General features: G+C 52.7%; 17 protein-coding genes. 4 read left to right on the top strand and 13 right to left on the bottom strand.

From position 1 onward, the window contains the following. Nucleotides 1-50 precede the first annotated feature (50 nt). The 6 genes from cysZ to B6A39_RS18195 form a co-directional block, all read right to left on the bottom strand. Nucleotides 51-785 carry a sulfate transporter CysZ gene (cysZ, locus tag B6A39_RS18220; protein ID WP_083007705.1) on the bottom strand — a complete coding sequence of 245 codons (735 nt, stop codon included), beginning with the start codon at nucleotides 783-785 and terminating at the stop codon, nucleotides 51-53. Between the two features lie 68 nt (nucleotides 786-853). Continuing rightward, nucleotides 854-1,579 (bottom strand): phosphate signaling complex protein PhoU, encoded by a 726-nt coding sequence (phoU, locus tag B6A39_RS18215; protein ID WP_083007704.1) that lies wholly within the window; start codon nucleotides 1,577-1,579, stop codon nucleotides 854-856. 30 nt (nucleotides 1,580-1,609) lie between these two features. Beyond that, entirely contained in the window at nucleotides 1,610-2,425 is an 816-nt protein-coding gene (pstB, locus tag B6A39_RS18210) for a phosphate ABC transporter ATP-binding protein PstB (RefSeq protein WP_083007703.1), read from the bottom strand. After that, on the bottom strand, nucleotides 2,419-3,843 hold the full coding sequence (gene pstA / locus B6A39_RS18205; RefSeq protein WP_083007702.1) for a phosphate ABC transporter permease PstA: 1,425 nt from the start codon (nucleotides 3,841-3,843) through the stop codon (nucleotides 2,419-2,421). Before pstA ends, pstB begins: the two co-directional genes overlap by 7 nt. Continuing rightward, nucleotides 3,843-4,961, bottom strand: coding sequence for an ABC transporter permease subunit (locus B6A39_RS18200; protein ID WP_083007701.1), 1,119 nt, complete (start codon nucleotides 4,959-4,961; stop codon nucleotides 3,843-3,845). Before B6A39_RS18200 ends, pstA begins: the two co-directional genes overlap by 1 nt. A 96-nt stretch (nucleotides 4,962-5,057) precedes the next feature. Further along, nucleotides 5,058-6,029 carry a PstS family phosphate ABC transporter substrate-binding protein gene (locus B6A39_RS18195; RefSeq protein ID WP_083007700.1) on the bottom strand — a complete coding sequence of 324 codons (972 nt, stop codon included), beginning with the start codon at nucleotides 6,027-6,029 and terminating at the stop codon, nucleotides 5,058-5,060. Between the two features lie 84 nt (nucleotides 6,030-6,113). On the opposite strand from B6A39_RS18195, the gene B6A39_RS18190 reads away from it, so the two are divergent. Beyond that, nucleotides 6,114-6,527: an acyl-CoA thioesterase gene (locus B6A39_RS18190; RefSeq protein WP_083007699.1), complete on the top strand. Its 414-nt coding sequence runs from the start codon at nucleotides 6,114-6,116 to the stop codon at nucleotides 6,525-6,527. 76 nt (nucleotides 6,528-6,603) lie between these two features. Here B6A39_RS18190 and B6A39_RS18185 read toward each other — a convergent pair whose 3' ends face one another. The 3 genes from B6A39_RS18185 to hexR all read right to left on the bottom strand — a co-directional run bounded on the left by B6A39_RS18185 (nucleotide 6,604) and on the right by hexR (nucleotide 10,963). Further along, a complete protein-coding gene (locus B6A39_RS18185; protein WP_083007954.1) occupies nucleotides 6,604-7,692 on the bottom strand; it encodes a TRAP transporter substrate-binding protein in 1,089 nt (362 codons plus the stop codon). Nucleotides 7,693-7,828: 136 nt separating this feature from the next. Beyond that, nucleotides 7,829-10,027, bottom strand: coding sequence for a DNA helicase II (gene uvrD / locus B6A39_RS18180; protein WP_083007698.1), 2,199 nt, complete (start codon nucleotides 10,025-10,027; stop codon nucleotides 7,829-7,831). A gap of 81 nt (nucleotides 10,028-10,108) precedes the next feature. Then, complete coding sequence (gene hexR, locus B6A39_RS18175) at nucleotides 10,109-10,963, bottom strand: transcriptional regulator HexR (protein ID WP_009723260.1); 855 nt, start codon at nucleotides 10,961-10,963, stop codon at nucleotides 10,109-10,111. Between the two features lie 278 nt (nucleotides 10,964-11,241). Between hexR and B6A39_RS18170 the strand changes: the two genes are divergently transcribed. Beyond that, nucleotides 11,242-11,460, top strand: coding sequence for a PA3496 family putative envelope integrity protein (locus B6A39_RS18170; protein WP_083007697.1), 219 nt, complete (start codon nucleotides 11,242-11,244; stop codon nucleotides 11,458-11,460). Between the two features lie 115 nt (nucleotides 11,461-11,575). Here the strand turns inward: B6A39_RS18170 and B6A39_RS18165 are convergent, their stop codons facing one another. Both B6A39_RS18165 and B6A39_RS18160 read right to left on the bottom strand, forming a co-directional pair. After that, a complete protein-coding gene (locus tag B6A39_RS18165; RefSeq protein ID WP_083007696.1) occupies nucleotides 11,576-12,919 on the bottom strand; it encodes a sodium-dependent transporter in 1,344 nt (447 codons plus the stop codon). A 153-nt stretch (nucleotides 12,920-13,072) separates the two neighbouring features. After that, nucleotides 13,073-13,927: a DUF72 domain-containing protein gene (locus B6A39_RS18160; RefSeq protein ID WP_083007695.1), complete on the bottom strand. Its 855-nt coding sequence runs from the start codon at nucleotides 13,925-13,927 to the stop codon at nucleotides 13,073-13,075. A gap of 266 nt (nucleotides 13,928-14,193) precedes the next feature. On the opposite strand from B6A39_RS18160, the gene aroQ reads away from it, so the two are divergent. Beyond that, nucleotides 14,194-14,640: a type II 3-dehydroquinate dehydratase gene (aroQ, locus tag B6A39_RS18155; RefSeq protein ID WP_083007694.1), complete on the top strand. Its 447-nt coding sequence runs from the start codon at nucleotides 14,194-14,196 to the stop codon at nucleotides 14,638-14,640. A 35-nt stretch (nucleotides 14,641-14,675) separates the two neighbouring features. Continuing rightward, on the top strand, nucleotides 14,676-15,173 hold the full coding sequence (mscL, locus tag B6A39_RS18150) for a large-conductance mechanosensitive channel protein MscL (protein ID WP_083007693.1): 498 nt from the start codon (nucleotides 14,676-14,678) through the stop codon (nucleotides 15,171-15,173). 66 nt (nucleotides 15,174-15,239) lie between these two features. Here mscL and B6A39_RS18145 read toward each other — a convergent pair whose 3' ends face one another. Both B6A39_RS18145 and B6A39_RS18140 read right to left on the bottom strand, forming a co-directional pair. Beyond that, a complete protein-coding gene (locus B6A39_RS18145; protein ID WP_083007692.1) occupies nucleotides 15,240-16,505 on the bottom strand; it encodes a heme biosynthesis HemY N-terminal domain-containing protein in 1,266 nt (421 codons plus the stop codon). Beyond that, nucleotides 16,502-18,013 carry a uroporphyrinogen-III C-methyltransferase gene (locus B6A39_RS18140; RefSeq protein ID WP_198036740.1) on the bottom strand — a complete coding sequence of 504 codons (1,512 nt, stop codon included), beginning with the start codon at nucleotides 18,011-18,013 and terminating at the stop codon, nucleotides 16,502-16,504. Before B6A39_RS18140 ends, B6A39_RS18145 begins: the two co-directional genes overlap by 4 nt. Nucleotides 18,014-18,026 lie beyond the last annotated feature (13 nt).

Raw genomic sequence — 18,026 nt, 5'->3', positions numbered from 1 at the left:
CAAACTTAATGTAACAAATAGGTTGTGTCAGCGTTATAGCGATTAAGCCTTCAGCGATGAGGCGTAATGTCGCGTGTACCGCGGTAGTGGTCGTCCCACATTAATACGGCGCCTGCTACTGCACCGGGAATTAAGAACAAGTTAGCGAGGGGGATCCAAGTCACTAGCATAATCAACCCGCCGTAGGTGAGGCTTGGCCACCACCGCTGCGATAATCGTGTACGCATATCGCGAAACGTAATCTTATTGTTATCCATGGGATAATCTAAATAAGTGATTGCCATGATCCACGCGGAAAAAAGCATCCACAAAATGGGGGCTATCAGGTTTAGACCGGGTATCCAGCTAATGATAAACAGTATGACCATGCGTGGCAGAATATAGCCGAGTTTGACTAGCTCGCGCCCCAAGGCATCGACGGCGGTTTTAGCGAGCCCGCGGTCATCTAAGGGTTCACGCCCTGTCGCTTGACGTTCTACCTTCGCTGCTAAAAAACCATAGAAAGGTGCGGCGATTAAGTGGGTGACCAGGGTGAAGGTAAAAAAGATCACCAGCAGTAGACTGATAAAAAAAAGTGGCCAGATTAGCCATGAGAGCCACTCTAGCCAGCTTGGCACCATTGTCATAGCACTGTCTAGCCAGCCAGAAAAGCGGTTGACCACGAAGCTGAGCATGCTGGCATAAACGATTATATTGACCAAGATGGGTAGGAAAATATAGCGCCGTAGGCCTTTCTGGTATACCAGGCGAGTGCCTCGGCTCAGCGCTGTCATCGCATCCAACATGTTTGCTCCTTATAAAAAACGCCCAGATGGAATATCTGGGCGTATTGCAGGAGGAAACGCCTGCTAGGTCAAGATTTTTTAAGTACCTGTGGGTCGATAGTGTCGGGATCGCTATGGCGGATATCTAACCCTTTGACCAAGTAGACGACGTACTCAGCCAGGTTGTTTGCATGATCACCGACGCGTTCCAGGGCTCGTAGCACCCACATAATGCTAAGTACGGAGCTAATCGAACGCGAGTCTTCCATCATAAAGGTCATCAGTGAGCGCATAGCGCTACCATACTCGTCGTCAACGAACTCATCTTCGCGCACCACTTGCATGGCAAGATCGGTATCAAAACGCGCAAAAGCAGTAAGCGCATCGCGAAGCATTTTACGCACGTGCTCGCTGATATGGCGCACTTCTACCAAGCCACGAATGTTGCCGCTATTTTCGCTCAAAAGTAGCGCATTTCGAGCAATTTTGCTGGCTTCATCGCCGATACGCTCAAGGTCAGACGTTGCGCGAATAACTGCCAGCACTAAGCGCAAATCAGAAGCTGCTGGCTGACGACGCGCTAATACTCGCGTACATTCGTCGTCAATTTGCAGTTGCAGATCGTTCACTTGGCGGTCATTGTCGCGCACTTTTTCAGCAAGACGGCTGTCACCTTCAAGTAGCGCAAAAACAGCATCTTGCACTTGTTTTTCCACCAGACCGCCCATGGCCATCAGGTGGGTTTTTAGCTCCTCCAGCTCTTGGTTGAACTGGCGAGAGATATGTTGGCTATGGCTATCGCTCGTAATATCCATTGAGCACTCCTGACGTAATGTCTTTGGGGCCTAGGTGATGCGGCCGGTGATGTAGTTTTCGGTGCGTTGTAAACGCGGGTTGGTGAACACTTGATCCGTTGGCCCGTACTCAACGAGTTCACCGTGCTGCAAAAAAGCCGTGTAGTCAGAAACCCGCGCGGCTTGCTGCATGTTGTGGGTAACCAGCACAAGCGTTAGCTGTGATTTAAGGTTACGAATCAGCTCTTCAATTTTCAGCGTTGAGATAGGATCTAATGCTGATGCTGGTTCATCGAGTAGCAGTACATCCGGTTGAACGGCAAGCGTACGAGCAATGACTAAGCGCTGTTGCTGGCCGCCAGATAGCTGCCAAGCCGAACGATGCAGGCGGTCTTTAACCTCATCCCAAAGCGCTGCCGATGTAAGCGCCCATTCGATAATGTCGTCTCGTTTTCGCTTGGGTAAGCGTTGCTGTAAACGCAGACCAAAGGCTACGTTTTCATAAATCGACATGGGGAAAGGATTGGGTGTTTGAAACACCATCCCAACGCGACGTCGCAACTCGGTAACATTCATGTCCGGGGCGTGAATATCCTGACCTTCAAGCTGAATATGGCCACTGTGTGTTACCGATTCATTAAGGTCGTGCAATCGATTAATCGCGCGTAGCAGTGTCGATTTTCCACAGCCTGAAGGGCCAATAAAGGCCGTTACACGGTGACGTGGTAGGTCTAACGTTAGGTCTCGCAACGCCGTTTTCCCCGCATAAGCGAGGTGAAACTTTTCAATGCTCAAGCAGCGCTGTTCGGCAGAAAAATGCGTCACGGGTGCTTGAGCCGCATTGTCGGACGATAATGACGCTAACATTCGTTTCCTCGCTGACGCCTCAGATAATGACGCAGAAATATGGCAGTTAGATTAAGCACGAGTACGATTAACACCAGCAGCAGCGCGGTGGCGAAAACCAGCGGAATTGCAGCCTGTACATCTTCACCATGAAAGGCAGTATCAAATAAATGATAGCCGAGGTGCATAAACTTGCGCTCTAGATGAAGGTAGGGAAACTCACCATCTACAGGCATTTGCGGCGCTAGCTTGGCGACGCCTACCAGCATTAGCGGCGCCACTTCGCCTGCGGCTCTGGCGACGGCTAGAATCACCCCCGTTAGCATGGCGGGCGTTGCCATAGGCAACACCACCCGCGTCAACATTTCTAAGCGTGTCGCCCCTAGCGCAACGGCGCCTTCACGCTGGGCATCGGGTATCCGTGCTAGCCCCTCTTCGGTAGCCACAATCACCACGGGTAACGTGAGCAAGGCGAGCGTTAACGAGGCCCAAAGAAGACCACCGGTTCCAAACGTGGGTGAGGGCAGTTCATCACTGAAAAACCAGCTGTCGATAGAACCGCCTACTCCATATACAAATACCCCAAGGCCAAACACGCCATAAACAATTGAAGGCACGCCTGCAAGGTTGCGTACGCCAATGCGAACCAAGCGCGTTAAGCGGTTTTGATGAGCGATTTCGTTTAAGTAAATAGCCGCGAGAACTCCAAACGGAGTAACGATTACTGACATCAGAATGACCATCAAGACAGTGCCAAAAATGGCTGGCCAGACACCTCCGCCAGTATTCGCAGCGCGCGGCCCTTCACTTAGAAATTGCCAGATGCGCTGCCCCCAGGCGATGGTTTTTTGCCCCCAGGACATAGCATTCGGCGTCTGAAAGTGGGTAACACTTGCCAGCGGCTGGCGTAGGGTTTGACCATCAGCGGCGGCTAGCACTAACGTTCCAGGGGCGCGCTGGTTGACAGGTAAGGCAAGCGCATCTTGGATGAAGGCCCAGGCTGCCTGATCTGTTAGTCGTTGATCGCCACTCTCCACAGCGATTAAACGGCCAATAAAATCTCCCCATGGGGTGCGCGTTAAGCGGATAAGGTCGGCTGGCTCGGTCTGCTGGCTAATCTCATCAATGGCAATCCACTGCCAGTTGCTTCCTGTAATATCCTGATTGCCAGTGAAATAGAGCCGCTCTGCCCCCGCTCCTTTGGGCAGCGTCGTTTCACGAACTGACTGTCCAATGACGATGTCACCTGAGTTTAGGGTAACTTCCTCTAACGGTGCTGGCCAAAAATGGCCTAATCCGCGAAGTGCCAGTAGCGTTAATAATGATGCCAACATCAATAACGAAAGCGCCACGCAGGCAGCACAGAGCCAAGGCCAGAGGCCGCTGCCGCTCATTTTTAAAAAACCAACGTTTGAAATACCAGTACGCTGCCAACGCATTAGAGTGTGCTCCCTAAGCGTTGATAGCGTCGGCGCAATCGCTGCCTGACAATTTCAGCTAGCGTGTTCACCACAAAGGTAAAAATGAACAAGGCTAGCGCCGCCAGTATCAGTAAGTGATAGGTCAGCCCGCCCGGTGAGGCCTCGGGAAGTTCAATGGCGATGGAGGCTGATAGTGAACGTAGCCCTTCAAACGGGCTGGCGCTGAAGAGCGCAGTGTTGCCGCTGGCCATTAAGACAATCATGGTTTCGCCGACGGCGCGGCCAGCGCCAATCATTACCGCTGAAAAAACCCCAGGGCCTGCCGTGGGTAGAGCAACCTTCCACAGTGCTTGCCAGCGGCTAGCGCCAAGTGCTTGAGCACCTTCCATTAAGGTAGGGGGCACGTCGGCAAGTGCATCTTCCGCGAGTGAATAAATACTGGGTATCACCGCAAACCCCATCGCAATACCTACAATCAATGCATTTCGCGTGGCGTAATCAAGGCCATAATGTTGATCTAGCAAGCGACGCAGATCGCCACCAAACCAGTGTTGCTCAATAATTGGGGCAAGCCATATTGCGAGTACCGTCATGCCAGCCAGCCACGGAAGAAGCCATAAGCCTGCCCAAGAGAGCGGTAGTCGGTGGCGAACGCGAGCGGCAGTCCGGTGCCACAAATATCCCGCGAGCGCTGCGCTTAGTGGTAGCCAAATAATGATCATCAATGTACTGGCTAGGTTTTGTTCCACCCAGGGGGCGAGTAGTAAACCGGCAATAAAACCGATGACAACACCAGGCACCGCCTCCATCAATTCAAGGGTTGGCTTCAAACGGCTACGGAGTCGTGCTGACATAAATAGTGCAGAGTACATTGCCGCGCCCAGGGCAATAGGCGTTGCGAATAGCATGGCAGCCAGGGCCGCTTTTAACGTTCCCCAGGCAAGAGGCGAGAGTTTTGCAAGGGTGAATGTGTTGCCAAACGCGAGCAGCGGTAGCGTTTCCCATACAAGAAAGACGCCAATGGCTAAAATTGCCAACAAAACACCAACACCACCGGCGGTGATAAGCCCGGTAGCAAGTCGGTCTTGTATATGGCGCAGCGGCTGACGCGAAAAGGGTAGCCGAGGAGGAGTCATGTCGACATCATAGAAAAGCGAAAGCCATCACAAAAATAAGCATGCATGGTCGAGTCTCCTTACCCTATCGTTTATTTATGACAATTAAATGACAGTTTACGGGCGTTGCTGCTGGGCATCATCTAAGCTCTGGGCATCACGTAAATGTTTGGGAAGCGGCACAAAACCGGCTGCTTTGACAATTTGCTGACCTTCTTCAGAAAAAATAAGCGCCAGAAAAGCTTGCTCTACGGGGGGTAATGGCTCGCCGGGCGGCAGATTAACGTAAAGATAGAGATCACGTGATAGTGGATAACTTCCTTGTTGAATCGAGCGTTCAGTGGGCGCAACAGCAACGCCGGATTCATCTACTAGCCGTAGAGCGCTCACCATCGGATTTAAATGGTTGTAGCCTGCATAGCCCATCGCATTGAAGGAGGCTCCCACTGCTGCAATGACCGCAGATGAACCTGGGTGTTCGCTAATATCAAGCCTGAACTCGCCACCGCAAAGGGCCCTCGCCTGAAAGAGCCCATAGGTACCTGATGCCAGATTACGACCATGAAGGGCTATTTGGCCATAGGGCCAATCCGACATCGGCATCAGCGCGCTCCAGCGCCGGATGTGGCGGGGGGAGCCGCAAGCGAGGCTAGTTGAAAAAATCGCATCGACTTGAGGGAGCGTTAGGGTATCCAGAGGGTTATGGCGATGTACCACCACGACTAATGCGTCCCGAGCAACACGAAGTTCAAGCGGTGGATAACCGTAGCGGTCAATAAACTGCTGGCGTTCAGCATGGGTCATGGGGCGCGACATCGGCCCTAGTCGGGTGGTGCCTGCCATTAGGGCGGTTGGCGCGCTGGCTGAGCCTCCGGCCTGAAACTGCAAATTGATATCTGGATAGCGGGCGTTTAAGGCTTCGCCCCAGCGCAGCACCAAGCCTGCCATGGTGTCAGAACCGACGGCACCTAATGTGCCGCTCACCGAGGCTGGTTGCCCCCAAGCAAAAGTGCCTGCCATTAAAAGCCAGCCAGTCAGAATCAGTAGCAGTTGATGTTTCCTCACACGTCGTAAATTGTAACGCTTCAAACGACACCCCTCTTGTGATTAACTATTACCAGCCTATTGCGATGCAGCAACATCACAACAATAACCTTTTGAAGCGACCACCTTATGACACCGCTGGACACTGATTTGGACGATGTGCCTGCTCCGCAGGGGCAGCTCACCTTAAAGTTACTGGCTTCTCGGCAAGATACCAATCTCTATGGTGATATTCCGGGTGGCTGGCTAGTTAACCAGATGGACCAAGCCGCCGAACTGGCCGCGGGCCGAGAGGCAGGCGGTCGCACAGCGACCGTAGCGATTGAGGCGATGGATTTTTTAAGCCCGGTGCGTGTGGGCTCAATGGTGAGCGTTTATACCTGCGTGCGGGAAATAGGCCATAGCTCGATCAAGATTGATGTTGAGGTATGGGTGCGCCCACCTCAAGGCCGTCATTTGGAAGAGCGACAAAAAGTGACCGAAGCGCGTTTTGTTATGGTGGCGTTAGACGATAATGGGCGTATCCGCGCGGTACATAGCTGAGAAACATACTGTTTATTAGCATCAAAAAGGGCGCCTTGGCGCCCTTTTTTGTCGCTACCAAAAGATGGGGAAATGTCTAGGCGCCGACATTATCGCGGTTTTTAAGGTAAGCGTATTCGCCGACATCGCTGAACGGACGCACCAATTTTTGGAAGGCCGAGTAAGATTCATAAACCCGGCGAGACTCTTCGTCATTGTCTACTTGGCGCTGGATAGCCTCTTTTGAGGATTCATACAGCGCTGCCATCACATCTTCCGGGAAGGTGCGTAGTTGAACACCGTGTTCATCGACCAGTGTTTCAAGCGCCTGGGCATTACGGTAGGCAAATTCGCTGATCATAGCGAGATTGGAGGCTCGGGCGGCTTCTCGGATAACGTCTTGCAGGTCTTCTGGCAGCGCATTCCAAGCGTCTAAATTGACAGTGCCTTCTAGCACGGCTGTCGGCTCGTTCCATGCGGAGGTGTAATAGTAATCCGCCACTTGGTGAAGGCCAAACGCCATATCATTGTAGGGCCCGACCCAGTCCGCTGCATCGAGCGCACCCGTTTGCAGCGAGGTGAAAATTTCTGAGCCCGCCATATTGACGGTACTAACGCCAATGCCATTCATCGCTTCGCCAGCAAGGCCTGGCAGACGAAGTTTCAGGCCCTGCATATCGTCGAGAGAGTTGATCTCTTTTTTAAACCAGCCGCCCATTTGCGTCCCGGTATTGCCAACAGCGAAAGGCTTCAGGTTGTGGTTGGCATAGATTTCATCCCACAGTTCCTGACCGCCACCGTGATACAGCCACGCGTTCATTTCAGTGGTGTTCATACCGAACGGTACCGCGGTGAAAAACTGAGAGGCTGCGACCTTGCCGCGCCAGTAGTAGGACGCGGAATGTCCCATCTCGGCAGTACCAGCAGCGACTGCATCAAACACCTCAAGTGCAGGAACAAGCTCACCTGCGCCGTGCACGCGTATGCGCATGCGGCCATTAGAGAGTTGCTCGACTCGACGTGCAAAGTCATTAGCACCTGTACCAAGCGCCGGGAAGTTTTTCGGCCAGGAGGTCACCATATCCCAGGTATAGGTTTCATTGGCGCTAGCGGTGGAAACAAAAGGCGCAGCAGCGACACCGGCGGCACCGAGGCCGGCGGTTTTTAGAAATTGGCGGCGTTGCATGGCGGGCATAACTCCGAAATTATCTGATGTTTTTTTATTAACGCGCAGTGTGCGCAGTGTCCACCAGCCAGTATGCGCTAAGCAGGTTTTAATGGGCAAGTATTCGCCTACAGCTTTACGCTTACGTTAACATCGCTCAAAGTGGGGTGAGTTTGGCAAATCCTAGTACGAGCCATTTCACCCCTTCACCTTCAAAGCTAACCTGTACGCGGGCGCGGGCACCTTCGCCCTCCGCATTCAGAATGATGCCTTCGCCAAACACCGGATGCATTACCCGCTGGCCAACATGCAGGGCAGGTAGGTCGCCGTCGCTTTCAACACGCTGCTGCGCAAAACTTGAGCGTGAAGCGGTAACGGGACGGGAAATATGACCACGAAGGCGGACTTCTTCCAAGAGATGGGGTGGAAGTTCACGTAGAAAGCGCGATGGCCTGGGGAACACTTCTTTGCCGTGCAGACGGCGGGTTTCGGCGTGGGTCAGGTAGAGCTTCTGCATTGCGCGGGTAACGCCGACATAGCAAAGTCGCCTTTCCTCTTCGAGTCGCCCTGGCTCTTCGATCGACATTTTATGAGGAAACAGTCCCTCTTCAACGCCGGCAATAAACACCACGGGAAACTCCAAGCCTTTGGCTGAGTGCAGGGTCATCAGTTGCACACTGTCTTCAAACTCATCGGCTTCATGGTCGCCTGCATTAAGTGCCGCTTCGGAAAGAAATGCTTCCAGTGCCGCCATGCCTTCGCCCGCCTCAGGGGTTTCGAAGGCATCGCCATGCGTAAAGGCGCGAGCAGCGGTCACCAGTTCTTCCAAGTTTTCCACTCGCGCTTGCCCCTTTTCGCCGCGCTCGCTCTTGTGATGTTCGATAAGGCCAGTATGAGTGGTGATGTGGTCGATAATTTCATGCAGTGGCAGGCCAGATGCATCGTTGTCTAATTGCTCAATGAGGTTGGCAAATGTCTGCACGGCGTTGGCCGCACGGCCTTTTAGCGTGCCGTCTTGAATGGCATCGTGCAGCGCCTGCCATAGTGAAATGCTTTGTTCCCGAGCGCGATGGCGCACAATTTCTACCGTGCGGGTGCCAATCCCGCGGGTGGGGACGTTAATCACACGCTCCAGAGAGGCATCGTCATCACGATTAAGCAGTAGACGCAGGTAAGCTAGAGCATTTTTGATCTCTAAGCGCTCATAGAAGCGATGCCCGCCGTAAATACGGTAGGGCATGCCTTGGCGGATCAGCGTCTCTTCCAGTAAACGCGACTGAGCATTCGAGCGGTAAAGAATGGCAACATCGCGGCGATTAAACCCTTCATCGACCTTTTCTTTGATGGTATCGACGATATAGCGAGCTTCTTCTAAGTCGTTAAACCCGGCATAGACAGAAATAGGGTCGCCTTCGACACCGTCAGTCCATAGGTTTTTGCCCAGCCGCTCGCTGTTATGGCTAATCAGCGTGTTAGCGGCCTCCAGAATCGCGCTTGTGGAACGGTAGTTCTGCTCTAGGCGTACGGTGTGAGTGTTAGGAAACTCCTCCTCAAAGCGGCGAATATTTTCCACTTTGGCACCACGCCATCCGTAAATTGACTGGTCATCATCACCGACGGCGGTCATGGGTGTTTGCAGACCAGTGAGTAGTTTTAACCACGCGTATTGCAGCGTATTGGTGTCCTGAAACTCATCGACTAATACATGACCAAAGCGCTCGCGGTAATGATTTAGCAAAGGCGGGTTGTCACGCAACAGTTCCAGGCTGCGAAGCAGCAGTTCACCGAAGTCCACTAGGCCGCCGCGTTCGCAGATAAATTGGTAGCGCTCATAAAGCTCTACCATCTGGCCAAGATAACCATCGCCGTCCACGTTTACTTGGTGGGGGCGAAGGCCTTCCTCTTTGCAGCCAGAGATGAATCCCTGCACCTGACGGGGTGGGAAGCGCTCATCATCGATGGAGTAATCTTTGAGCATCCGTTTTACCAGCCGTAACTGGTCATCGGAGTCGATGATTTGGAAGTGCTGTGGTAGCCGAGCATCCTGCCAGTGAGTGCGCAGCAAGCGGTGAGCGATAGAGTGAAACGTGCCGACCCACACATGGCGCATGGAGATGCTCAGCAGGGCTTCCAGGCGGGTGCGCATTTCCCGCGCTGCCTTGTTGGTAAACGTGACCGCCAACAGGGCATACGGCGAAAGCCCTTCGGCCTGCATTAGCCATGCAATGCGATGAACCAGCACGCGGGTTTTACCGGACCCGGCACCCGCCAGTACCAGTAAGTTACCCTGAGGCGCGCTTACCGCTTCGCGCTGGGCAGGGTTAAGCTGATCAAGTATCGCCGTGACGTCGTCCATATAAGCCGCTGCCGGTTCGAAAAATGGGCGGCCAGTTTAGCACAGCCAGCGAACTGGCTGTGCATACAGTCGAATAGGCTGCTACGACTCTTCAGGGTAACGCAGGGTATTCAGGCTCTTCTTGACGGCTTTCAACTGCTCAGCAAGCTTCGGGCCGCGCGTTTTGGCAACGCCAACGGCAAGGACGTCGATCAGTACCAAATGGGCGATTCGTGAGCTAAGCGGCGTGTAGATTTCGGTATCTTCATGCACGTCGATATACAGCGGCAGGCTCACTTCGCTGGCCAGCGGCGAGTCACTTGGGCACAGACCAATAACGGTGGCACCTGCTTCACGCGCTAAACGAACGCTAGCGACCAACGCCTTGGTACGACCTGTCTGCGAGATAGCGACCACGACATCGCCCTCTTTAAGCGTGACCGCCGACATATTTTGCATATGAGGGTCGGCATAAGCGGAGGTCGATATTTGCAGGCGGAAGAACTTATGTTGGGCATCAAAGGCCACGGCACCAGAGGCCCCAAAGCCATAGAACTCGACACGGTTTGCCATGGCGAGAGCGTTGACCGCACGACCGAGGGCATCATTATCAAGTCGGTCGCGCACCGATAAAAGCGTGCCCACGGTGGAGTCGAAAATGCTGTGGGAAAATTCGGCAACCGAATCGCTATCGTTCATTGAGAACTGGGCAAACTGACTGCCACTAGCCAGCATCTGGGCAAGCTGGAGTTTAAAGTCCTGGAACCCATTACAGCCGAGTGCGCGACAGAAGCGCACGACGGTAGGCTCACTGACTTTAGCCTCTGTTGCGAGGTCGACAATCCGCATATGGATGACCTCGTCAGGATTGCGCAGTACGAACCGCGCAACCTTTTGCTCGGAGCGACGGAAATGCTCCATGCGGCGTCTCATTTCATCGAACAGGGCGCGGCTCACGTTCAGCTCCTTAATTTCTCTTTAGTACTTGTTCGGGCATGCTCACTACAGTATGCCTGAGTGCTTTCCGCAACGTATTTATAGGGACCACGATGCAGAAAGAGTATAAATGCGTTTTAGTCATGCGTTTAAATGCCGTTAAGACATTTCAGCAGGATTCGTCATCATTTTGTCAAGTAGGTTATAGTAAGAAGTGAAGTGCCGCACTGCATCATTTAAAAAACAGTCGTCACGGATGCAGGTGGACGTAGGCATATTCACCTGGAGGAACGTCGATTATGAGAAACGTCGAACGAATTACCTCGGTAAAAAGCGAACTGCTCGATATCTTTATGAGTATGGAAGTGGATGAGCATGTTCAACGCCGGCGCAGTGCCGCGCAGCGCAGCCTAAGGGCGCGTAGGGGAATCGAGCTGCATCGGGAGTTTCAGAAGTTATCGCGGGATATTGCCCCCTTGCCAGACGATGACGAGCAGCAAGAGAGTGAATTGCATTAAAAAAGTGCACTAAAGGGTGCACTTTAAGATAGTAGGGCGGTTGAGTAAGTCCGCCCCGTTCATTCACAGGGCGGCATCTTAGCCAACAGTGCTGGTTGCTAGTGAGGGCTTAAACTTAAAGTAGCCCTGTGACGAACACAGCAATAACGCCCGCGGGCGCTACAAAACGCGCGATGACGTTCCATACGCTAACGCCAGTGGACGAAAGCCCCAGCTCGGCCTCTACACTGTCACGCTTCAAGCACCACGCGACAAATACAATGGCCCCTAGGCCTGTTAATGGCAGCAAGATCTTGCTGGTAAACGTATCGAGTAGATCGAAAATATTAAGGCCGAAGAAAAGCACCTCAGACCACACGTTAAATGACAGTAAGGCGGCAACGCCAAGCAACCATACGCCAATCCCGCTTGCCAATGTGGCAGTGACACGAGACATCGTAGTGCGTTCTTCGAGCATTTCTACCGTTGGTTCCAACAGTGAAATCGCTGACGTTAAGGCAGCAAAGGTCAGCAGCAAGAAGAACATCAAGCCCAGAATTGTACCGCCTGCCATGTTGCCGAAAGCCAATGGCAACGTGACAAAAATCAAGCCTGGACCCTCGCCAGCACTGAGACCATTCGCAAACACAATGGGGAAGATCGCTAGTCCCGCCAGTAGTGCAATCACCGTATCAAGAATGATCACCGTGCGTGCTGTGCTAATAAGATTAACGTCTTCACCAAGGTAAGAGCCGTAAGCCATCATGATGCCCATACCCAGCGACAGGGTAAAGAAGGCTTGGCCCATGGCAGCGAGTACAACACCACCATTCAGTGCACTCCAATCAGGACGGAACATAAACGCTAGCGCTTCGCCGAAATAGCCACTTGCCATCCCATAGCCCACCAGTATCAGCATTAATACAACCAAGGCAGGCATCAGCAGCCGGGCTGCGCTCTCTAGGCCCTTGGTTACGCCGCGCGCGACGATACCAATGACAAGCAACATAAAGGCAGTATGCCAAAGCAGCAAAGTTGTTGGGCTCGCCAGCATGCCGCCAAAAAGACCACTAATTGCGTCAGCATCTTGGCCGTTAAACGTACCGATGACTGAGCTAAGGGTGTAGTTCAGCGACCAGCCCCCAATGACACTGTAAAAAGACAGAATCAGGAACGCCGCTAATACGCCGCTCACCCCGATTAACGCCCACGCCTTAGATTTACCATGATCGGCTGCAAGGTCAGCCATGGTATTAATTGGATTTTTTTGGCCACGGCGGCCAATCATCCATTCAGCCACCAAAATGGGCAGGCCCACCAACGCCACGCAAGCAAGGTAGACAAGCACGAAAGCGGCACCACCGCTGTCGCCCACCATGTAAGAAAAGCGCCAAATGTTGCCAAGTCCAACGGCTGATCCAGCGGCCGCCAGCACAAATCCCATGCGCGATGACCACTGTGCATGTGCAAGTTTTGCCATGAAATCACCTGTTTAGTTAATTGTAATAAGGCGTTATTAGCCTAATGTGCTGATTTTCGGAAAATAGAGAGGTTACAGCGTTATTTTCCGAAAGTACGCGCAATTTATCCGATCGTGGTGGGGGTTGCCAGTCAGTTAGCCTAAAAAGATCGGTCAAAACAGTTGGCTCTGCTTCTCGCCGGCGAATGACGAAAGCGCTGGCAAAGTGATGCGGTGTTGAACGTCATGATACAAACGGCGGGCTAGTTCTGGTGACGTTCGATTATCTGCAGTATGCACAAATAAGAAAGGGGTTTTCCCCTGACTTATCCACAGGGTGAGGCGGTCTATCCACGGCGTGAAATAGTCCCTATTAATTGTTTTGTCAATATGGCCAATGAAGCGAATGACCGGATAATTCGCTGTCGAAAGCACGTGTAGCGGGAGTTTCGGCTTTTCTTGCTGTGCATGCGCTAAGCCAGAATGGTCATTGGCGGGTGTTGAAAACACCGGACGAACATCAAGCATTACGCGGTTAGCTGAATAAGTTATTAACAAGCGGTTAAGGGCTTTTTCTGCCTCTCCTTTGAGGAAAAAAGCGGGGTGGCGTACCTCCACTGCACACGGTAAGTGGGCCGGCCATTGCGCAAGTAGTGCTGCTAGCTGGGGCAGCTCCGAAGGGCCAAAATCACGTGGTAGCTGAACCATGGTAGGACCAAGGCGATCATGCAAGGGTGCGAGCGCCTCTAGAAACGCCCAGGCATTTTCCGGCTGGGTTAAACGCTGATCATGGGTGACCGTGGCAGGAAGTTTAAAGCAGAAACGAAAATGAGGGGGTGTTTGCCGCGCCCATGCAGCCACCGTGTCTGCCTTTGGTGCGCCGCTATAAAAGGTGGTGTTGCCCTCAACGCTTGAGAAGACCGCTGCATAATCGCTTAACAGGTCAGTTTTGGCATGCCGTGGATAGAGGGTGCCAAGCCAATCCTGGTTAGCCCACATAGGTAGGCCCAAATAAAGAGGGAGCGTCATGTTGAGGCCTTTGGTGGTGATTTTATATTAGTGTAATCGCTTCACGGGAGTGTTTAGGTGCTTTTCTAGGGCATAGTTATGGCGATTAAATAGATAAGAAATGAAGCTTTACATGATACCAGTACACTCTTTTAAGTATCGTTTAGCATTGGTGTCAGTTACCCATACTGCTCAGGCGCTGGCAGTGTTAGGAGGAAGGTGATAGAACGGGGTCATATCGCTATTTCAGCTGGTTTACGTTAGGCCCAACCGTTCAGGAGGACGTCATGCGTCAGGGAAAAGTCTTGGTACTACATGGCCCCAATCTCAATTTGCTAGGAAGTCGTCAGCCAGAGATATATGGCTACGAAACCCTAGAGGACGTGAATAATCTTCTGCGTGAAAAAGCAGTGATGGCGGGCTGTGATATTACTTGCCTACAAAGTAATCATGAAGGCGAGTTGATTGATGCTATTCACGCTGCGCGTATTGATGGGACTCAGGCGATTATTATTAATCCGGCCGCTTATACCCATACGTCCGTCGCTATTCTCGATGCATTGAATGCTTTCGACGGCAAGGTAATCGAAGTGCATTTATCGAATGTGCATAAGCGTGAAGCGTTCCGCCACCATTCGTATGTTTCTCTGCGCGCCGACGGCGTGATTGCGGGATTGGGTGTACAGGGTTATCGCGCTGCGTTAGATGCGGTGTTGGTATCATGGGCAGAATAGAAGTGTTTACAAGGGCTGGCTGGGAAGTACGTTAAATGGCAAAATTTTTTAAGGAATTCCGCGAGTTTGCGGTGAAGGGAAACGTGGTTGATATGGCCGTTGGCATCATTATTGGTGGTGCCTTCACGCTGATTGTGAAAAGCCTGGTTGCCGATGTTATGAACCCGGTGATCGGTTTATTGGTGGGTGGAGTCGATTTTTCGAACCTCTTTTTCGTACTAAGAGAAGGGAGCGGTGGTGGGCCGTATACAACGCTTGCTGATGCTCAGGCGGCAGGGGCGGTAACGCTCAATGTGGGATTATTTATTAACGCGGTGGTGAGCTTTACGATTGTTGCTTTTGTGGTTTTTTTGTTGGTTCGCACGATTAATCGAATGAAACGGGAAGAGGCGGTTGCGCCTGCTGACCCGACGGAAAAGCCTTGCCCATACTGCTTTATGGTGGTGCCTATTAAAGCAGTGCGCTGCGGCCATTGTACGTCTGAATTAACCGCTGAGGATGCGGCTGAAATGACGTCAGGTTCGGCTAAATAACGCGTTAATGTAAATAAAGAGGGTGCCCATTGGGCACCCTCTTTCATTGACGGCTTTCTGACGACGTTAAGCGCTTTTCTTAACGGCTTTTTTGGGCTCACTTTGCTTGCTGTCATTGGCGTCGCTTGGTTGCGGAAGCGAGGGCAGTGACTTAGCGAGCATATCCACACTGTGGCGGTAGTAGAGCTGGCTCTTGTTGTGTTCGCCAAGGCTTGCATAGAGGCGAGCAAGCTCGGCGCATACTTCACCGTTAGGGCGTTGACGCTGACTGGCTTCAAAGTACTCCAGCGCTTTTTCCCACTTGCCAGTACGCAGCGAAAGGCGGCCGCAGGTCAGCAATAGTTCGGGATCGTTGGGCCGCTCTTGAAGCCATTTTTCCGCTTTTGCTAATTGGCGTGAGGCATCTACGTTAAGCAGACCGTAGCGTTTCACTAAACGCGCATCCCAGTGGCTGTCCAGCGAGTGGTTAAGCAAGCGCTCGGCGATAGGCTCTTCGTTGGCCTGTAAAAGTGCCTCGGTATAGAGCACGATTAGCTCGGTATTGCCGCGTAGATAGTCCGGCATATCGGCCCATAACCCGCGCACCCGCTCAATGTTCGTGGGGTTTTTGGCCTCAAAAACAATCAATTCACGGTACGCTTTGAATTCCAGCTGCTCACGCTCTTGCTGGGTGATCAGTTTTTGTGCCGCTAGGCGTGGTATTAACTGGCGTAAGCCTTCCCAGTCGTTAACGCTTAGGTGCACTTGCTTAAGGAGCTTGAGCACTTGCGGGTGGTTGGGCAGCTTTTTATCCAGGCGGTTCAGGATAGCCAGTGCTTCCTCAGGCTGCTGACGATCAACCATCAGTTGAGCCTGCATCAGACCAATGGCCGTATCAGCCCCTTCGGTAGTGAGCTGAGCCTGGTTTAAATGCTCTTGAGACTGCTCATGGTGGCCTTGGTAATGCGCCGCCAGTGCCGCAGAAAGGTAGTTGACAAGTGGTGTGCTGGAATCGTCAGCCGCTCGCACCAGCGTTTTCTCGGCTTTTTTCCAGCGGCCTTCGGTTAAGGCAACCAAACCGCGCACGGTACGTTTCATTGCACGACGATTGCGGGCACGGCTATTCCAGGTGCGAAAACGCCCCACCGGACGAATAATGCCGCTGAGCAGGCGTAAGGCAAAGTGTAAGACGATAAAGGCGCCTAGCAGCAGTACCAAGCCGAACCAAAACGACGTTTGTACCGAGGTGTCACCAACGCGTATTAACCAATAGCCTGGCACTGACATCATCAAGTGCCCGAACAGTGCGCCGACCGCTAGGCCGGCAACAACTAAGAGAATTAGTTTTCTCATGCATCACCTCCACCTTGGCGACGCGACTCAAAGCGGTTTTCAATGAAGCCCGCTAGTGCTTGTTGCGAAGCACTGATGTCCGGCAATTCAGGCTGCACCTGGGTTTGCTTTAGTTCTTGCAGGCGAGCAATAACGCTTTGAGTCTCTTCACGTTCGGTGTCGTAGTAGCCGTTCAGCAGCGCTAGTGACTTATCGATGCTTGCCTCAAAAAGCGCTTGCTCTTCTTTCAGCAGTGCCAGCTGAGACTGTTCAAGAATCAAGCGTAGGCTTTGACGCAAGTAGGACTCTTGCTCTGGTGTAATCAGTGTTTCTAATGCTTCATCGTGCTGACGAATCACTACAAGATCTTTTAGTTCTTCACCAAAGCGAGCCAACTGACGCTGGAAGGTGCCCGTGGGCGGCTGCTCAATACTAGAAGTAACAGCGCGCTCTTCAATCTCTTGTGACAGCCGTAGGCCAGCGATACGCTCTTGCTGAGCGTTCAGCGCGAGATAAATACCGGTGCGGTCAACCTGCGGTACGGCATCCAGGGCTGCAAGTTCATTCGCAATTTCACGACGTACTGGCGTTAGTGCCGGATTGTCAGCATCAACCAAGCGAGCGTCGGCAGTGCGTAGTAGGGCGGCAGCACCCTCAACGTCACCTTCCAATTGCAGGCGTTGGTTGGCTAGCCGTAGCAGATAAGCGGCCTCGGCATGTAGCCAGTCACGCTCATCGGTCTCCTGCTCTTGAGACAGCTGCGCTAGCACGTCGTCTAATGTGCTGTTGACCTCACCACGGTAGCTATCCAGTTCGCTACGCAGCTCGCTCATCGTGCTGTCTAGCGCTTGGGTGCGCTCGGCTTCGCTGCTTTCAATACGTGATGCTAGGTCGCTAACCTCTTGCTGCGAGGCACTGCTTTGCGTTTGCTGGGCCAGCTCGTCTATACGCTGCTGCTGATTATCCAAGCGCTGCCAGCCTTGCCAAGCAGCAAACGCAACGGCGAGTGCCAGGATAATCACCAGTGCAATGGCGATACCGCTGCCTTTGCCGCCACCATTGCCACTGTTCGCGGTGCTGTTCTTAGAAGAAGGCGGGACATGTGCAGCATTTCCAGACGTGCTAGTACCACCGCTCGTTGGCTTGGTGCTTGCCGTCTGCTTGGTTCCTGCTGATGATTTAACGTCTGCCGAAGGCTTAGGTTCTGCAGAAGACTTAGGTTCTGCAGAAGGCTTAGGCTCAACAGATGACTTAGTATCCGTTGTCTGTTGGGGGGCCGCACTTGGTTTGGTCGAGGCTTGGTCATGATTGACGTTCGCTGATACGGTGCTGGCATTGGGCGCGTTATAGCTCCCTTTATTACGGCGACGCGAGCGGCTGTTTTTAGCGGCGTAAGAAGACGCTGTCGTGTTGCCTGTTGTTGCCGTTTCGCCGCTCGACGAGGACGTGTCGCTCGGTTTAGCGTCGTCTTGAGATGCATCGGCAGACGCGTTGTGTACGCCTTCCTGATCGTTTGGTTGTTTGCTCATCTGTCGCTAGCCC

The organism is Halomonas sp. GT (assembly GCF_002082565.1).
GTDB lineage: Bacteria > Pseudomonadota > Gammaproteobacteria > Pseudomonadales > Halomonadaceae > Vreelandella.
The sequence above is the reverse complement of the archived record's forward strand: the minus strand, read 5'-3'. Positions and strand labels throughout refer to the sequence as shown.

Excerpts from the sequence above, each read along its gene's own strand:
- mscL (WP_083007693.1), top strand. The coding sequence starts at position 14,676 with ATGGCAAAATTTTTTAAGGAATTCCGCGAGTTTGCGGTGAAGGGAAAC.
- pstA (WP_083007702.1), bottom strand. The coding sequence starts at position 3,843 with ATGCGTTGGCAGCGTACTGGTATTTCAAACGTTGGTTTTTTAAAAATG.
- B6A39_RS18190 (WP_083007699.1), top strand. The coding sequence starts at position 6,114 with ATGACACCGCTGGACACTGATTTGGACGATGTGCCTGCTCCGCAGGGG.
- aroQ (WP_083007694.1), top strand. The coding sequence starts at position 14,194 with ATGCGTCAGGGAAAAGTCTTGGTACTACATGGCCCCAATCTCAATTTG.
- B6A39_RS18140 (WP_198036740.1), bottom strand. The coding sequence starts at position 18,013 with ATGAGCAAACAACCAAACGATCAGGAAGGCGTACACAACGCGTCTGCC.
- pstB (WP_083007703.1), bottom strand. The coding sequence starts at position 2,425 with ATGTTAGCGTCATTATCGTCCGACAATGCGGCTCAAGCACCCGTGACG.
- B6A39_RS18145 (WP_083007692.1), bottom strand. The coding sequence starts at position 16,505 with ATGAGAAAACTAATTCTCTTAGTTGTTGCCGGCCTAGCGGTCGGCGCA.
- B6A39_RS18160 (WP_083007695.1), bottom strand. The coding sequence starts at position 13,927 with ATGACGCTCCCTCTTTATTTGGGCCTACCTATGTGGGCTAACCAGGAT.
- uvrD (WP_083007698.1), bottom strand. The coding sequence starts at position 10,027 with ATGGACGACGTCACGGCGATACTTGATCAGCTTAACCCTGCCCAGCGC.
- cysZ (WP_083007705.1), bottom strand. The coding sequence starts at position 785 with ATGTTGGATGCGATGACAGCGCTGAGCCGAGGCACTCGCCTGGTATAC.
- B6A39_RS18170 (WP_083007697.1), top strand. The coding sequence starts at position 11,242 with ATGAGAAACGTCGAACGAATTACCTCGGTAAAAAGCGAACTGCTCGAT.
- B6A39_RS18165 (WP_083007696.1), bottom strand. The coding sequence starts at position 12,919 with ATGGCAAAACTTGCACATGCACAGTGGTCATCGCGCATGGGATTTGTG.
- phoU (WP_083007704.1), bottom strand. The coding sequence starts at position 1,579 with ATGGATATTACGAGCGATAGCCATAGCCAACATATCTCTCGCCAGTTC.
- B6A39_RS18185 (WP_083007954.1), bottom strand. The coding sequence starts at position 7,692 with ATGCAACGCCGCCAATTTCTAAAAACCGCCGGCCTCGGTGCCGCCGGT.
- B6A39_RS18200 (WP_083007701.1), bottom strand. The coding sequence starts at position 4,961 with ATGACTCCTCCTCGGCTACCCTTTTCGCGTCAGCCGCTGCGCCATATA.